Here is a 15,930-nt window from a genome sequence, read left to right as displayed (position 1 = left end):
CTTCTTCCTTCTTCCTTCTTCCTTCTTCCTTCTTCCTTCTTCCTTCTTCCTTCTTCCTTCTTCCTTCTTCCTTCTTCAGAAAGCGAATCGGTTGCCCAACTTCCTTGTTCCGATTCTTCAACCGTGCTAAACTCCAATAAGCAATGGTTGGTGAGGAGACTTGCGTGCCGAGTCAGGGAGTGGGAGGAAATGGAATTGCATCTGAGTTTGGAGACTTAACCGGGATGACTCGCGAAGAAGTCGATGATTTTTTGCGCGGGCTGGGTGCAGAAATCCGAACTACTGAAGGGGGTTATCTTGAATACGAATTTGCCGATCGTTCGCGAGTCAATATCCGTCCTGATGGTGAAGTTGTACGCACCCCAGCTCCCAGATACGGTTCAGATGGCCGAAAAATAAACAAAGGTTTGCGTCTTGACAAAGATGGCAGCTTGGTCAAAACACGCGATGAATTTGGCAATAAGATTCCTGGGACGCACAATACTGGAGAAAAAGTGAGTAATTAATATGCCCGATGACTACAACTTGCTTAATTTAGGTGGACTTACATCCCTCATCACAAATGTCAATGTGTCTTTGTGGGGGAATGAAATTTTATTTGAATGTATTTACGATCCGACAGGCGATCGATTGCCTTATAGCATAGTATTTCATGACTGCCGAGACATCAGTTGGGAGGTGTTCCATCCTGAAGATGTCACAGATCCTGAAGCTGATGTGATTGGTTTTCATTTGGGTGAAAACGCGCACCGGAAAGCAGCTTTGATTCATACGGATATTTTTGAAATTTCAATTTTGTACGGCAGTTTTAGCATTCACAAGGGAGAAAACCTCAATGCTGAAGTAGCAGATTTAGAAACCGAGGTTTTGGTATCACAATCGCCAGCAGTCTTGTAGCACTTGAAAAGCACCGCCCCGTTAAATTGCCAAGCGGTTAGTAATATTATATCGGGTAAAATAACTATTACAGGACTTACGCACTCCGACTCCTAGAAACTAGGTTTTTTACCTAATCTGCGGGTGTTAACGCGTCTTTTCGTAAAAAACCCGGTTTCTGGGCCCCCATGCGTAAGTCCTATATTATTAGGTTTGTAGTGAGGACTGAAGTCCTCATCAAAATCTGAGGATTGAAGTCCTCACTACAAAAGAATTACCAATTTTTCAAAAAAGACAGTAGGTATTGTTGCCCGCCTCAGTTTACGATACTTAATAGAACTTTTTTCCCAGATGAGGTAAAACACAATGCCTGATATTGTTGATATTGCCGTAGGTGCGGGTTCGTTTCAAACCCTGGTAACGGCGGTGCAAGTAGCTAATTTAGTAGACGCGCTCAAAAGTCCGGGCCCTTTTACTGTCTTTGCACCCACTGACGATGCTTTTGCGAAATTGCCGCCGGGAACTATCACAACCTTAGTGCAGAACGTTCCCCAACTGACCAGGATTTTGATGTTTCACGTCGTATCGGGGAAGTTTATGAAGGCGGATTTGGCAAAACTCGGTTTTGTTACTTCCTTGGAAGGTTCGCCGATTAAAATTGATTGTTCTGACGGTTTTGAGGTGAAAAATGCTACTGTTGTCGCTGCGGATATCGAAGCTGATAACGGCGTCATTCACGTCATCGATAACGTGATTTTAATGGGATAATTTCGCCGTTTAATCTCGCTTCGGGAGCGAACCTGGTGCTTTGCGGTGCCGATTTGCTCCCGATCGCACGCTTTATTTTATCGGTTGAAGGTAATTTAAATATAAAACCGTTGTCTTTTCGTCAGATATATTTTAAGATGATTGTTTACAAAAATTTGAAAATCAATAATTATAATATAAGCAAACCAGTGTGGTGAGCACTATGCAAATCCTAGCCGCCAGCCTCAAAGCGAAAGTCCGCCAGCGTACCTTGGAACTGCAAGTTCTCAACGAACTTACGGAGAAAATACAACTCGCGGCTGGCGCTGATGAAATTTGGTCTGCGTGTCTGACACATCTCGATCGCCTCCTTCCTGGCGCGGCGATCGCAATTTTGACGCTACCGGACGATCGACTATACCTGCAACACTCACAGCCCTTAACTGCTAGCGCCAAAGCCGAAATTGAAGAGCGCTTGCAAGCTGCTCGCGCTGAATGGCAAGCCGGCAATCGGGACTGGGCGCACAACATCGCTCCGCCACCAATTGCTGAGTTTCAGTCGGTCTTGATGGCACCAGCCAACCTGGATGAAAGTGAAGAATTGTTGGGAGTATTTTTCATTGGTGCAGAGCCGGCAACTGCTTTTAATTTGGAACACCTTTGTTTGCTCCACACAGTCGCTCAAATTTGTGCAAAACAGTTAAATATTTTAGCAGCTAAAACGACCAGTGTCAAGGATAAACTTAAAAATAATTTTGCTCTGGATGCCGAAAGTCAAGAACTATTGTTGCGGGCTGTAAGGGACGAGGCCCCGGACAGAGTTTTTGCGAAAGATAGAAATTTTAGATACATTTTTGTAAATCCAAGTTTTGCTGAATATTTGGGGAAAAATGTTGAGGAAATTATCGGCAAAGATGATATTGAATTAGGGTTTTGTGCCGAATTCGTATTTGGCGATCGCAACGGCAAAATTAGGGGCATCCGCGAGGACGATCGCGCTGTGCTGGCTGGGGAGAGGGTTCGCAATCCCTACCAGGCGATCGTCTTTGAAGGTGGCAAACAGCACATCTTTGACACGCAAAAAGTGCCACTGTGCGATGCAGAGGGTAATATATTTGGCGTTTTGGGTTTTTCTAGAGAGATTGGTCAATTGCAGGCCACAGATGAAGCCAGGAATCAAAGCCAAGCCAAACTGCAAAAAATTACTGCTAGCGTACCGGGTACGGTATATCAAATTGACTTGAATCCAGACGGCTCAATGGCCTTCTCGTTTGTGAGCGCGGGCTGCCGAGAATTGTATGAAATAGAACCAGAGGCTGCTCAGCAGGATTTTAATGTAATTGTTGACATGATTCATCCCGAAGATCGAGATGATTTTCTCAACTCGGTGACGCTTTCTGCTGAAAATTTGCAGCCTTGGCGGTGGGAAGGAAGAATTGTCACTCCGTCGGGAAAACTTAAATGGGTGCAGGGAGCTTCCCAGCCAGAATTTCAAGCATCGGGGGAGATAGTTTACTACGGCTTGTTCACGGATATTAGCGCCCGGAAACAAGCTGAATTGAAGCTGCAACTTTATCAACAAATCTTTTTGAAATCCAACGATGCGATCGCGATCTTAGACCCCCAAGGCTATTACTTAGAAACAAATCAAGCTCACACGGCTTTGCTGGGTTACAGTTCGTCTAAATTGTGGGGAAAAACCCCGGTAACTCACATGGGAGAACAGGCATTTGCCTCGGTAATGCAAACCTTGGTAGAAACTGGAAGTTACCGAGGCGAAATGACCTGTATTAAGGCTGTGCAAGAAGGAACAGTTGAGGTCGAGGTTTCGGCTTTTGCGGTTCTCAATGATGCTGGGGATGTAGTTTGTTATGTAAGTGTCAAAAGAGACATCACCGAACGCAAGCGAGCTGAGGAAAAACTAAAACTTTACCGAGAAATATTTTTAAACTCCAACGATGCGATCGTCATTATTGATGCTGACGGGTTTTTCCTCGAACAAAATCTTGCTCACCAAACGCTTCTAGGATACACAGACGCGGAATTAGAAGCAGAAGCTTCGCCGCTGGTTGCGGGAGATCGCTTTTTGGCAATTGCCCAAAGTTTAGCGAAAACTGGAAGTTTTCGGGGCGAGATTACTAACTGCACTAAAAAAGGCCAGACGCTGGCGATCGACGTTGCGGCATACTCTGTGATTAACAACGCCGACGATGTAATTTGTCATGTCTGCGTCAAGCGCGACATTACCGAACGCAAAAAAGGAGAAGAAGAACGGCAAAAATTTGTGTCGCTGATTGAAAACAGCAGCGATTTTATCGGTATGGCTACCCTAAAAGGCCAAACGCTGTTTGTCAACGAAGCCGGACGAAAACTGGTGGGTGTAGAGAATCTTTCGCCCGTGCTTTATACGGAGATATGGGATTATATTGGGCCCTATTTTCAACAGAAATTCAGTCAAGAGATTTTACCAACAATTATCAGTCATGGCCAGTGGCAAGGCGAAGGTCAAATGCAGCACTTGGCCACCGGACAACCCATTGATGTTGTGATGAATGCTTTTCTGGTCAAGCACCCTCAAACCACCGAACCGCTGTGCTTTGCTGCGGTAATTCGCGATGTCACCGAACGCAAGCAAGCTGAGAGAATGCTGCAGGAACAAGCAGAACAAGAACGGCTGGTTTCGGCGATCGCCCAGCGAGTCCGCCAGTCTCTCAACCTCACTCAAACTCTGAGCACTGCTGTACAAGAAGTGCGGCAGTTGCTGGCCACTGACCGCACGGTAATTTATCGTTTTGATTCCGAGGAAACAGCGGTTGTTGTTGTGGAATCTGTAGGGGATGATTGGATGCCCCTGCTGGGCAGAAAAGTTCAAAGAACATCCTTTGGGGAAAGTTTTGTATGGCTGTACAGTCCAGGAACAATTCAAGCAATGGCAGATATTTATACGGCCAAATTGAGCGAGGAACACCGAGATTTACTTGCTAGTTTGCAGGTAAGGGCTAATTTAGTTGTACCAATTTTTATAGGCGATGATAGTCAGGGGTTGGCAGCAGAATATTCGCCGGAAACTCGAATTGAACGGCCGGAAAGGAGTTTGGAAACGAGTCAAAATCGGTTGTGGGGATTGCTGATTGCCCATCAGTGCAGCGCTCCGCGTGTTTGGACTGATTCTGAGATGGATTTGCTGGGAAGGTTGAGCGTGCAGTTGGCGATCGCCATTCAGCAATCTACTCTTTTTGAACAAGCGCAGCAGGCCCGAGAAGCGGCCCTAGAAGCGTCTCGAATGAAGTCGCTATTTTTAGCAAATATGAGTCACGAAATCCGCACTCCGATGAATGGAGTGATGGGGATGACTGATTTGCTGCTGAAAACGAATCTTACTCCCGAACAGATTGACTTTGTACAGACGCTGAAACTCAGCGGCCAAAATTTACTCTCCATCATTAACGATATTCTGGATCTCTCCAAACTGGAAGCCGGAGAAATGCGCTTAGAAATACTAGAATTTAACCTCAGTATCTGTATGAATGAAGTGCTGGATTTGTTGGCAAATCCAGCACAAGAAAAAGGTATAGAAGTGGTGGCGCTGATTGACAGCGACGTGCCGCTGCAAATTAAAGGTGATGCAGCACGGTTGCGGCAAATACTCACTAATTTGATCAACAATGCTATTAAGTTTACAGAAGCAGGAGAAGTGGTAATTGAGGTGGCTAATGCTAGTAATACTGGGTTGTTGGCAGCTAGCGACAATCAGAAAATTTTAGAGAGTATCGAACCGTTAAAAATAGAAAACAATGACTCTATGCTCCTGCTATTTAAAGTGACAGATACAGGAATTGGGATTGCTCCCGAAGACAAAAAAAAGCTGTTTCAATCTTTTACTCAAGTTGATGCTTCTACGACAAGAAAATACGGTGGCACAGGTTTGGGGTTGGCTATTTCTAAGGAGTTGGTGGAGTTAATGGGTGGGCAAATCGGTGTGGAAAGTACCCCTGGCCAAGGCTCGACTTTTTGGTTTACTGTGCCGACAGTTACGGAAAATTTAACTGCTGTCGGGACAGCGTGTGACGTGAATTTTGAAACGGTGCTGGCGGGGCGAAAAATGTTAGTTGCCAGCGACAAGCCGACAGTGCGAAAAGTGCTAGTGAGAATGGCTGTTTTGTGGGGAATGGAGGTTGAGGAGGTTGAGAACGGTTGGATGACGATCGCATCTCTGTACAAAGCTGTCAGCCTTAATTCCCCTTACGATATCGTTTTGGTTGATATTCAGTTGCCGGAAATGGTGGCGGGAAGTCTCGAACGCTTGAGGATTTCTGAGCCTGCAATGCAGCAGACTAAGTGGGTGGTGCTGACTTCAATGACTCAGCTTGGAGAGGCGAAACGCTTGGTAGATAGCGGTTTTAGCGGGTATTTAACTAAACCTGTTAAGGCTCACCGACTATTTGATTGCTTGGCGAATGCGATCGCCCCAATGACGCTGATTGATGAGCCGCTGGCAAATCCCACCTCCAATCGAGCCTCAGCTATTGACAACCGGGAGTTAGCAAGTTTAAAGATTTTGTTAGTTGAAGATACTCCTATCAATCAAAAAGTTGGTCTCAATCAACTCAGAGTTTTGGGATGCGCGGCGGATGTCGCCAATAACGGTGCAGAGGCACTATCTATGGTTGCTCTGAAAAAGTATGACATTGTGTTGATGGACTGTCAGATGCCGATTTTGGACGGTTACGAAGCAACGCTGGAATTGCGCCGCCGGGAAGCTGCAGATGTTGCTGGGAAGATGCAAAAGACGGTGGTGATTGCGATGACTGCGAATGCTTTGAAGGGCGATCGGGAAAAGTGTCTGGCGGCGGGCATGGACGATTATATTAGCAAACCTATTGCGATCGAAAAGTTAAAATCGGTACTAGATAATTGGTCGGCCAAGCTAAAAATTGGAACTCCCAAGTTTAATGGCGAGGAACTTCAAAACTCTGAGCCAGATATCGAATCGGTAGTGGATATGGCACGTTTGCACGAAATTTCGGGCGCTGATTTAGAGTTTGAGCGGGAAATACTGCAAACTTTCGTGGTGGATACTGGTAGTTATTTAGAAGCTGCTAAGGGGGCGATCGCCTCGGGAGATATGGAGACACTGGCCCGCCACGCTCATCAAATTAAAGGTGTCAGCGCTACGGCGGCGGTGCGGTTAATGCCCGATCTGGCAGATCGGCTTCAAAGTCGGGCCGAATCTAATGATTTGGAGGGGGCTACAAAAATCATCGCTGAATTAGAAATAATTCTGGCGGGGGTTCAAAAGTTTGTGGCTACCGAGTAGTCAATCAATTTTCTTTTGAACCGGGCCCGTGGAGCCCGATCCCGGATCGAAAGCATCCAGGATACCCGCCACGTGATTCATCCGTCCAGAAATAAAAAACCTGTATCCGATAAAGGAGTCCCCGAATTTATCTCGCGCAAGTCAATGCTTCAAATCTAAAATCTAAAATCTAAAATCTAAAATCTAAAATCGATTGACAGCTCTTGGCAGCCCCCGCAAGCGAGCGCGTGTAAAGATTTTTAATGTTTTATCAAGATGTTTATCTCAATGTGAAGGAATTGGGAACTCTTATAACATCTTGTGTGTTGTAACTTGTGACACTACTGTCTTAAGTTATTGTGGTCAAATATAAAATAATCATTAAGCCGATGGTTATGAGGGTGCTTTTCGTCTATCGGCTTGAGACACCAAGACCTGCTTTTCGCTATCCCCGCCCATTAAGTGCGTATTTACGCTCAACGAGGTTTTATGACTCCAGTCATGTTACGCCAACTCTGGTCATTAATTGAGACCACCCAAGCTACTCTTTTAGTCAATTTAGACGATGCCACCCTGGTACAGTGGCTGCTGAAGCAGTTAAAGACGAACTCTGCCCTCAATGGCAAAGAAGCAGATTTGTTGGACGAATACATCCAGTCTCGGCTGTCCCTAATCCGCGATTTAGCTGAGCAGCGGCTCGCACCAGAGCTACTGTGAGCCGATTCCATCCAAATCGGATTAATATTCCAGGGAAAGGCGACGATCGCTCGCGCTGGGCAGAAATAGCAGAAAAGAAACCGGGTTTCAGGGATAAATCTGAGGTTTGACGACCATACCTCCAGCCAGAAACCGGGTTTCTAACTTTGGGCTCCCAGCTTGCTCAAAAAAAACAGGCGGGTAGTCAGGGCAGTTGCCGCTGTGCAGCACCGGATGCAGAAGGGCTAATTTGAAACCGGAGGCTGTGTAGATCGCCGATCGCCACAGTTCTGACAGCTACAAGGTAGGATTGTCAGGAAAGCGTTCTATTAAAATCTATGCGTAAATGGGGATTTCTGCTACTAGCAAGTGTGTTATTTGTGGCACCGTTGGCGTCTTGTAGGGATCGATCGGCACAAACCGGACAAACAACAGCAACAACTGCAGCGGGCGGCAACTCGCAACAAGGTTCCAGCCGGATAGATACAATTGTCAGCCGCGGCAAACTGATTTGCGGCGTCAGCGGCGAACTACCGGGTTTTAGCTTTGTAGACGAAACAGGCAAATATTCGGGACTGGATGTGGATGTGTGCAGGGCTGTGGCGGCAGCAATATTTGACGATCCCGAAAAAGTCGAGTACCGAAAACTCAACGCTAAAGATAGATTTACAGTTTTGCAGGCGGGAGAAATCGACATTCTCAGCCGAAATACCACCTATACAGCGAGTCGCGACAGCACTACCGGACTGGAATTTGCCCCGGTGATCTTTTATGACTCTCAAAGCATCATGGTCAAAAAAGACAGCCGCATCAAAAGTTTAAAAGATTTTGCGGGCAAATCTATCTGCGTGCAGACAGGTACGAGCACGGAACAAAATTTGTCCGACCAAATGCGAAAATTAGGAGTTAAATACACTCCTGTGGTGTTTGAAGATGTGAATTCTACCTTTGCTACCTATCAAGAAGGTCGCTGTCAAGGTGTTACTGCCGATCGATCGCAACTTGTTTCTAAGCGGACAACTCTGCCGAATCCCGATAATAATGTTGTTTTGCCGATCGTGATGTCAAAAGAACCATTAGCCCCAGCGGTGAAAAGCGGCGATCCTAAATGGGCTGACGCGGTGAGATGGATCGTTTTTGCGGCGATTGAAGCTGAAGATTTGGGAATTAATTCAGGAAATGTAGACCAAATTGTGGCAAGCACTACAGACCCGAACATCAAACGTTTGCTAGGAACAGAAGGAGATTTAGGTAAAGGTTTCGGACTTCCGAACGACTACGCTGTCCGCGTTGTGAAGAAAGTGGGGAATTACGGGGAAATGTACGATCGCAACCTCGGCCCCAAAAGTACACTCAAGTTAGAACGGGGTCAAAACAGACTTTGGAAAGATGGCGGTTTGCTTTACTCGCCGCCGTTCCGCTAGTAAAGCTATGTAGGGTGCGTGACGGTCAAAATCCCGATCGCCAATCGAGTAACTATCAAGTCACGCACCAAAGCTATGTAGAGTGCGTGACTTGAAAAATCCCGATAGCCAATCGAGTAACTATCAAGTCATATCAAATCCGGTAGCATCGGAATAATTCATCTCTGTATTCTCTCCCTCTGCGTTCTCTGCGCCCTCTGCGGTTAAATCATTCCGATGCAACCGGAAACGATATCACCCACCAAAGCTCAATCTCGCCTGGATTTGCCAGCAGATTTATCAAATATAATTTAAGTTATGAACCCAGAACCTCAACCGGGCAAAGCCCAGAAATTTCCCTATTTTAAAGATATATCAAAACTGCTGCGGGACGATCGCTTCTGGAAAATTGCCGGACAGGCGATCGCCCTAATTTTAGTAATAGTTGTTATCGCGATTCTCTGGGACAATCTCAGTGCCAATTACTCGCAACTAGGGATTGCATTTGGATTTGATTTTCTCAATTCCCAAGCATCCTTTGACATCGGCGAAAGCGTGATTCCCTACAGTCCCGAAAACACTTACAGACAAGCTTATTTTGTCGGTTTAATCAACTCGCTGCGGGTGATGGGTATCGGCATTATTTTCGCAACTGTTGCGGGTTTGACTGTAGGAATTGCGCGCCTTTCCGACAATTGGCTGCTGCGGAGTTTGGCTGGTTTGTATGTGGAAATTTTGCGAAATACGCCGTTATTGCTGCAATTATTTTTCTGGTATTTTGCAGTTTTCATTTCCCTGCCAAAACTGGAAGACAACCCGCAGTTACGCGGGTCGATTTACTTGACAAATCGCGGCATTGCTGTACCTTGGCCGGTGGCTTTGCCGGGTTTTGAGATTTGGTTGATTCTGCTAACTGTCGGAGTTTTGGCCGCCGCTGGGCTGTGGATGTGGCGGGCGCGGGTGATGTTGGAAGAAGCTAAGCCGGGAAGACAGTTGTTTTGGGCTGTAGGTGCGATCGGGCTGAGTGCAATCTTAGCTTGGATTATCACCAAAAATCTGCCTTTTCGCCTAGATGTTCCGCGCCTGACACCAGCATTGCAACTCGAAGGAGGATTAAAATTAACTCCAGAATTTGCCGCCCTGGTGACAGGACTCAGCTTGTATACTGGCAGTTACATTGCAGAAATTGTCCGGGCCGGAATTCAGTCAGTATCGAAAGGCCAGTGGGAAGCGGGAAAGTCTTTAGGGCTGAAGTCTGGAACAATGATGCGGATGGTAATTTTGCCGCAAGCTTTGCGGGTGATTGTACCGCCTTTAACCAGTCAGTATCTGAATTTAGCTAAGAATTCGAGTTTAGCGGTTGCGGTTGCTTATCCCGACGTTTATTTTGTGGTGGGCTCTCCGACGCTGAATCAGACCGGTAGGGCGATCGAAGCAATGTTAATTATCATGGTAACATATCTAACAATTAGTTTGATAGTTTCTCTGTTCATGAATTGGTACAATAAAACTGTACAAATCAAGGAAAGGTAAAGAGTTAATGTTGGAAATTTTACAACGGCGAGCAAAGGAAATAGAAAAATGGCGTACAGTGATTTTAGTTTAGAGGGCGCCGTCAAAACATTTGAATTAAAGTATTCGGAAGTCGCCGATTTGTTTGGCAAAGAACCCAACTTAGAATGCAGCCAACTACTAGCCGAAACTCTCAAGCGCAGTGTACCGTTAGGTCTGGCAAGTAATACCCAGAAATCCCGCGCTGAAATGATTACAGCACCAATTTTAATTGAACTTAGAGAACAATTACAAAATCGAATTAGCTTATTTTCCGGTATTGACTTTAATGTTGACTCCGAAAGAGGCTTAGACGGTAGTTGCGATTTTCTAATTGGCAATTCATCAGGACTTTTGTTAGTTGTTGCACCAGTCATTATAATTGTAGAAGCAAAACCGGAAAATCTCAATAGTGAATTGGGACAGTGCGTAGCAGAAATGCTAGGCGCTAGAATATTTAATGAACGTGAAGGCAACGATATTTCGGCAATTTATGGCGCTGTCACTAGCGGAACTATCTGGAAATTTCTCCGATTAAAAAATCAAGTAATTGAAATAGATTTGACCGAGTATTACCTCACCGAGGTTAATAAAATTTTAGGTATTTTAGCCAGTGCAATTAATAATTAATAATTAATAACCAACAAATAAAATGGAAACAATACCTGTATTACCGCCCCCAGCCACCGAATCGCCTACCCCTTGGAATTGGGCGCGCAAAAATTTATTTAGTACCTGGTACAACAGCATTCTGACAGTAGTTTGCCTAATTATCGCCTTCCAAACTATTAAAGGAATTATCGTTTGGGCAACAACAAAAGCTCAATGGCGCGTGTTAGAAGCGAACTTGCCGCTATTTTTTGCCGGCAGATTCCCCAGGGAATCCTACTGGCGGCTGTGGATAGTAACGGCCATAATTGCCTTGTTGGGAGGATTAACTTGGGGAAACATTCAACGGCAAGAACGTCTTTGGAATCCGCCTTTACTAATTATACTCGGTGCTGCGGTTGTGGGTGCGGTCATTTCGCCGATCGACCTAACCTCTCGCCTCTACCTCTTAGGAATTATTATCGCAGCCGCCGCCAGCTATCTCATCGGAAGGCAAATAAACCCAAAAATCCTGGGCTGGATGCCGGCAATTTGGGTTCTTTCCTTCCCAATAGTTTTGTGGCTAATTAAAGGCGGGTTGGGTTTGACAGAAGTGTCAACAAATGATTGGGGCGGTTTAGTATTGACACTGTTTTTAGCAGTTATTAGTATTGTGCTTTCCTTTCCTTTGGGAGTATTGCTAGCACTCGGTAGACAAAGTTCTTTGCCTGTGGTGAGACTGTTATCAACATTATACATCGAAATTATTCGCGGTTTACCATTAATTGGCATTTTGTTTTTAGGTCAAGTGATGCTGCAATTATTCTTACCGCCAGAATATCCCAAACTGGATAGAGTAATTAGAGCGATTGCTGGATTAACCTTATTTAGTGCGGCATACTTGGCGGAAAACGTGCGCGGTGGCTTGCAGGCCGTGCCCAGGGGACAGATAGAAGCAGCTAGGTCGATCGGGCTCAATACACCCCTACTCACAATTCTCATTGTACTGCCTCAAGCACTGCGAATAGTCATTCCGGCGATCGGCGGTCAATTCATCGGATTATTCATGGATACATCCCTGCTGTCTCTATTCGGAATGTTAGAATTAATCGGAATATCCCGCGCCGTTTTAGCAAATCCTTCCTATATCGGCAGATACGCCGAAGTTTACATATTCGTCGGCATCATTTATTGGATATTTTGCTACTCAATCTCCCTAGCCAGCCGCAAAATCGAGCGAACTTTAGAAAAAAGTCATTAGTCCGCAGTCTGTAGGGGCGGGTTCACCAACAAAATATAACTCCCAACCCAAATATATATAAACCCGCCCCTCCCAACCCAAATATATATAAACCCCCATCCGCTGAAGTAGTCAACAGTCATCAGGCAATAATTATCCGTCATTATTTAAAGGACAAAACTATGCAAACTAAACCCACAATCCCAGAACAAGTAATCGTAGCCGAAAACGTCCATAAATGGTACGGACAATTTCACGTACTGCGCGGCGTCAGCATGACCGTAAACCGAGGTGAAGTGGTTGTCGTGATGGGGCCATCGGGATCGGGAAAATCGACGTTTATTCGCACATTTAACGCCTTAGAAGAATACCAACAAGGTAAAATTACGATCGACGGCATCGAACTTTCCCACGACTTACGCAACATTGAGACAATTCGCAGCGAAGTAGGAATGGTGTTTCAGCAATTTAACCTGTTTCCCCACTTATCAGTTTTGCAAAACGTCATGCTAGCGCCAGTATGGGTGCGCCGCTGGCCGAAGAAAAAAGCCGAAGAAGTGGCAATGCAACTCTTAGAAAGAGTGGGAATATTGGAACAAGCAAAAAAATATCCCGGACAGTTGTCTGGAGGACAACAGCAGCGGGTCGCTATTGCACGTTCTCTAGCCATGCAGCCTAAAATCATGCTGTTTGATGAACCGACATCAGCATTAGACCCGGAGATGGTGCGGGAAGTTTTAGATGTAATGCGAAATTTGGCTCAAACTGGAATTACAATGGTAGTGGTGACTCACGAAGTCGGGTTTGCGCGCGAAGTTGCCGATCGCATTGTATTGATGGATGGCGGCGTTTTAGTTGAAGAAGCTGAGCCGGAAGAGTTTTTTCAGAATCCGAAGGAAGAACGCACGCGCAAGTTTTTATCTCAGATATTGTAACTGATTTTCAAGTTTAGTCGGTGGGTTTGGCGACGGTAGCAGCAGTAAAAATCGGCACAATTAAGGTAAAATAAAAGAGTGTACAATCAGTCTCTCTTTTGCTGAGATAGCTTGCAATGCCATCCACAAAAACTCTGCCGTTAGTTAAAGACTCGGAACGCCTAGAAAGTCGCCTCAAAGAAATCCCGGCGGTTCCTGGTGTATATTTAATGCGAGACGAGAGCGATCGCATCCTTTACATCGGCAAATCAAAAAAACTCCGAAACCGCGTCCGTTCCTACTTCCGCGAAAGCCAAAATCTCAGTCCCCGCATCGCGATGATGGTGCAGCAAGTGCGCGAAATTGAATTCATCGCCACCGACACAGAAGCGGAAGCTTTAGCATTAGAAGCAAACCTCGTAAAACAGCACCAACCTTACTTTAATGTCCTCCTCAAAGATGATAAAAAATATCCTTATTTGTGCATAACTTGGTCGGAGGAATACCCGCGCATTTTTATCACCCGCAAACGCCGCGCCGGTAGTGCAAAAGACCGCTACTACGGCCCCTACGTCGATACAGGGGCGCTGCGGAGTACGCTGCATTTAATTAAGCGGATTTTCCCGCTGCGGCAGCGCCCTCAACCGCTATTTAAAGACCGTCCTTGTTTGAACTACGACATCGGGCGCTGCGTTGGCGTTTGTCAAGGGTTAACTTCGCCGGAGGAGTATCGAAAAATCATCCAAAAAGTAGCGATGATTTTCCAGGGAAGGACTCAGGAATTGCTCGATATTTTAGAACCCCAAATGGAAGAGGCAGCCGAAGATTTAAACTTTGAAACGGCGGCGCGCATTCGCGACCAAATTAAGGGTTTGCAGTCTTTGAGTGCGGGTCAAAAAGTGTCTTTGCCCGACGATACGGTTTCCAGAGATGCGATCGCACTTGCGGCAGACACCCAGCACGCTTGCGTCCAGTTGTTCCAAATTCGCGCCGGTCAACTGGTCGGAAGATTGGGATTTATGGCGGAAATACCCTCCCAACCCAGGGCGGGCACGGGGGCACCGCCCCTACAATCGGGGGGGGAAGAGTTATCTCAACTTTCTCTTGCCTCCCCCCCAAGCCTTGGGGGGGTAGAGGCCGGAGCGATTTTGCAGCGGGTGTTGGAAGAACACTATCAAAATGTTGAATCCGTAGAAATTCCCAGCGAAATTTCAGTGCAGTACGAATTGCCAGAAGGGGAAATATTAGCAGATTGGTTGAGCAACCGTAAGGGCCGAAAAGTTACGATTTTGACGCCGCAGCGGCAAACTAAGGCTGAGTTGATTGAGATGGTGGAACGCAACGCTGAGTATGAATTGGCGAGAATGCAAAGATTGAGCGATCGCAATTCTCAAGCAATGGAAGATTTAGCAGAAATTCTCGATTTGCCAGAAGTTCCTCGCCGCATAGAAGGTTACGATATTTCTCACATTCAAGGTTCTGACGCCGTAGCTTCCCGCGTCGTATTTATTGACGGTTTGCCGGCCAATCAACACTACCGCCATTACAAAATTAAAAATCCTGAAATTAAATCTGGTCATTCTGATGATTTTGCTAGTTTAGCAGAAGTTATCGGTCGCCGATTCCGAGGATTGAAGGAAGAAGAAAAAGGGAAGAGGGAAGATGGATTTAGCGATTTAGAAGAACAGAAAGAACTCAGCAATTTATCCTCAGATTCTCCTACTATTTCCGACAAACCAGACTTAATTATGATAGATGGCGGCAAAGGTCAACTGTCAGCAGTTGTGGCTGTTTTGCGGGAGATGAATTTGCTAGAAGAGTTGCGCGTTGTCAGTTTGGCAAAGCAGCGAGAGGAAATATTTTTGCCGGGGGAATCTTTGCCACTGCCAACTAATTCTGAGCAGCCTGGGGTACAATTATTGCGCCGGGTGCGGGATGAGGCGCACAGGTTTGCTGTGAGTTTTCACCGGGATCGAAGAAGCGAGAGAATGAAGCGATCGCGCCTTGATGAAATTCCCGGATTGGGACACCACCGACAAAAACAATTGTTAGCACATTTTCGGTCGATCGACTATCTCCGTTTAGCGACTCCCGAACAGTTGGCAGAAGTTTCTGGGATTGGCCCGCGTCTGGCGCAGCAAATTTACGATTATTTCCATCCGTAAAGCCTTACCCAGCATCGGAGACGGGGATTTTCGGGGTGAGGGGGCGATCGGGCCGCAACCCCCGATTCAGCCAGTGTGAGGGAGGTCTTCAAAAATTTTGCACAGGCCTATTGCAATCCCCAGAGACTTGTGGTATATTTAGTTTCTGTGTGCGGGCATAGTTTAGTGGTAAAACTTTAGCCTTCCAAGCTAATTATGCGGGTTCGATTCCCGCTGCCCGCTTGCGCCTACAAAAACCTCAAACCAACGAGAAATCAACGGTTTGAGGTTTTTTATTGCTGATTTTTGGGGTTTGTCAGGGGTCTAGTTGACTAGAAATTGGATACAAATTGGAGACAATTTGCCTCGTTTGAATACAAATTGAATACAATCCATACCTAGGGCGTCGGTTCAGTATTAGGAGTTGACAAAACAAACTGAAAATGATATGTGAATTGAAAAGCCTGTTAAATTC

General features: G+C 46.0%; 11 protein-coding genes and 1 tRNA gene. All 12 read left to right on the top strand.

Annotated elements, in window-relative coordinates:
* The first annotated feature begins 143 nt into the window (after nt 1–143).
* Nucleotides 144–506, top strand: coding sequence for a hypothetical protein (locus tag QT992_RS31115; protein ID WP_333342217.1), 363 nt, complete (start codon nt 144–146; stop codon nt 504–506).
* 1 nt (nt 507) lies between these two features.
* A complete protein-coding gene (locus QT992_RS31110) occupies nt 508–897 on the top strand; it encodes a hypothetical protein (protein WP_333342215.1) in 390 nt (129 codons plus the stop codon).
* 345 nt (nt 898–1,242) lie between these two features.
* A complete protein-coding gene (locus tag QT992_RS31105; protein WP_006634220.1) occupies nt 1,243–1,644 on the top strand; it encodes a fasciclin domain-containing protein in 402 nt (133 codons plus the stop codon).
* Between the two features lie 190 nt (nt 1,645–1,834).
* Nucleotides 1,835–6,940, top strand: coding sequence for a PAS domain S-box protein (locus tag QT992_RS31100; protein WP_333342213.1), 5,106 nt, complete (start codon nt 1,835–1,837; stop codon nt 6,938–6,940).
* A gap of 468 nt (nt 6,941–7,408) precedes the next feature.
* Nucleotides 7,409–7,636 (top strand): hypothetical protein, encoded by a 228-nt coding sequence (locus QT992_RS31095; RefSeq protein WP_015178453.1) that lies wholly within the window; start codon nt 7,409–7,411, stop codon nt 7,634–7,636.
* 317 nt (nt 7,637–7,953) lie between these two features.
* Nucleotides 7,954–9,039 (top strand): amino acid ABC transporter substrate-binding protein, encoded by a 1,086-nt coding sequence (locus tag QT992_RS31090; RefSeq protein WP_333342211.1) that lies wholly within the window; start codon nt 7,954–7,956, stop codon nt 9,037–9,039.
* A 297-nt stretch (nt 9,040–9,336) separates the two neighbouring features.
* The gene (locus tag QT992_RS31085) at nt 9,337–10,551 is read left to right on the top strand and encodes an ABC transporter permease subunit (protein WP_333342209.1); all 1,215 of its coding nucleotides are present in this window, start codon (nt 9,337–9,339) and stop codon (nt 10,549–10,551) included.
* Nucleotides 10,552–10,599: 48 nt separating this feature from the next.
* Nucleotides 10,600–11,199, top strand: a complete 600-nt coding sequence (locus QT992_RS31080; protein WP_333315258.1) for a hypothetical protein — start codon at nt 10,600–10,602, stop codon at nt 11,197–11,199.
* Between the two features lie 22 nt (nt 11,200–11,221).
* Complete coding sequence (locus QT992_RS31075) at nt 11,222–12,418, top strand: amino acid ABC transporter permease (protein ID WP_333315256.1); 1,197 nt, start codon at nt 11,222–11,224, stop codon at nt 12,416–12,418.
* A gap of 161 nt (nt 12,419–12,579) precedes the next feature.
* Complete coding sequence (locus tag QT992_RS31070; RefSeq protein ID WP_333315254.1) at nt 12,580–13,332, top strand: amino acid ABC transporter ATP-binding protein; 753 nt, start codon at nt 12,580–12,582, stop codon at nt 13,330–13,332.
* Between the two features lie 116 nt (nt 13,333–13,448).
* Entirely contained in the window at nt 13,449–15,476 is a 2,028-nt protein-coding gene (gene uvrC / locus QT992_RS31065; protein WP_333315252.1) for an excinuclease ABC subunit UvrC, read from the top strand.
* 151 nt (nt 15,477–15,627) lie between these two features.
* Nucleotides 15,628–15,698, top strand: a tRNA-Gly gene (locus QT992_RS31060).
* Nucleotides 15,699–15,930 lie beyond the last annotated feature (232 nt).

Origin of the sequence: Microcoleus sp. T3_D1 (assembly GCF_036700405.1) — a bacterium.
Taxonomy (GTDB): Bacteria; Cyanobacteriota; Cyanobacteriia; order Cyanobacteriales; family Microcoleaceae; genus Microcoleus.
This window is presented reverse-complemented; position numbering and strand designations above follow the sequence as displayed.

Bases quoted from the DNA above. Each gene is read 5' to 3' on its own strand.
- QT992_RS31105 (WP_006634220.1), top strand. From the start codon at position 1,243: ATGCCTGATATTGTTGATATTGCCGTAGGTGCGGGTTCGTTTCAAACC.
- QT992_RS31090 (WP_333342211.1), top strand. From the start codon at position 7,954: ATGCGTAAATGGGGATTTCTGCTACTAGCAAGTGTGTTATTTGTGGCA.
- QT992_RS31075 (WP_333315256.1), top strand. From the start codon at position 11,222: ATGGAAACAATACCTGTATTACCGCCCCCAGCCACCGAATCGCCTACC.
- uvrC (WP_333315252.1), top strand. From the start codon at position 13,449: ATGCCATCCACAAAAACTCTGCCGTTAGTTAAAGACTCGGAACGCCTA.
- QT992_RS31095 (WP_015178453.1), top strand. From the start codon at position 7,409: ATGACTCCAGTCATGTTACGCCAACTCTGGTCATTAATTGAGACCACC.
- QT992_RS31080 (WP_333315258.1), top strand. From the start codon at position 10,600: ATGGCGTACAGTGATTTTAGTTTAGAGGGCGCCGTCAAAACATTTGAA.
- QT992_RS31110 (WP_333342215.1), top strand. From the start codon at position 508: ATGCCCGATGACTACAACTTGCTTAATTTAGGTGGACTTACATCCCTC.
- QT992_RS31115 (WP_333342217.1), top strand. From the start codon at position 144: ATGGTTGGTGAGGAGACTTGCGTGCCGAGTCAGGGAGTGGGAGGAAAT.
- QT992_RS31070 (WP_333315254.1), top strand. From the start codon at position 12,580: ATGCAAACTAAACCCACAATCCCAGAACAAGTAATCGTAGCCGAAAAC.
- QT992_RS31085 (WP_333342209.1), top strand. From the start codon at position 9,337: ATGAACCCAGAACCTCAACCGGGCAAAGCCCAGAAATTTCCCTATTTT.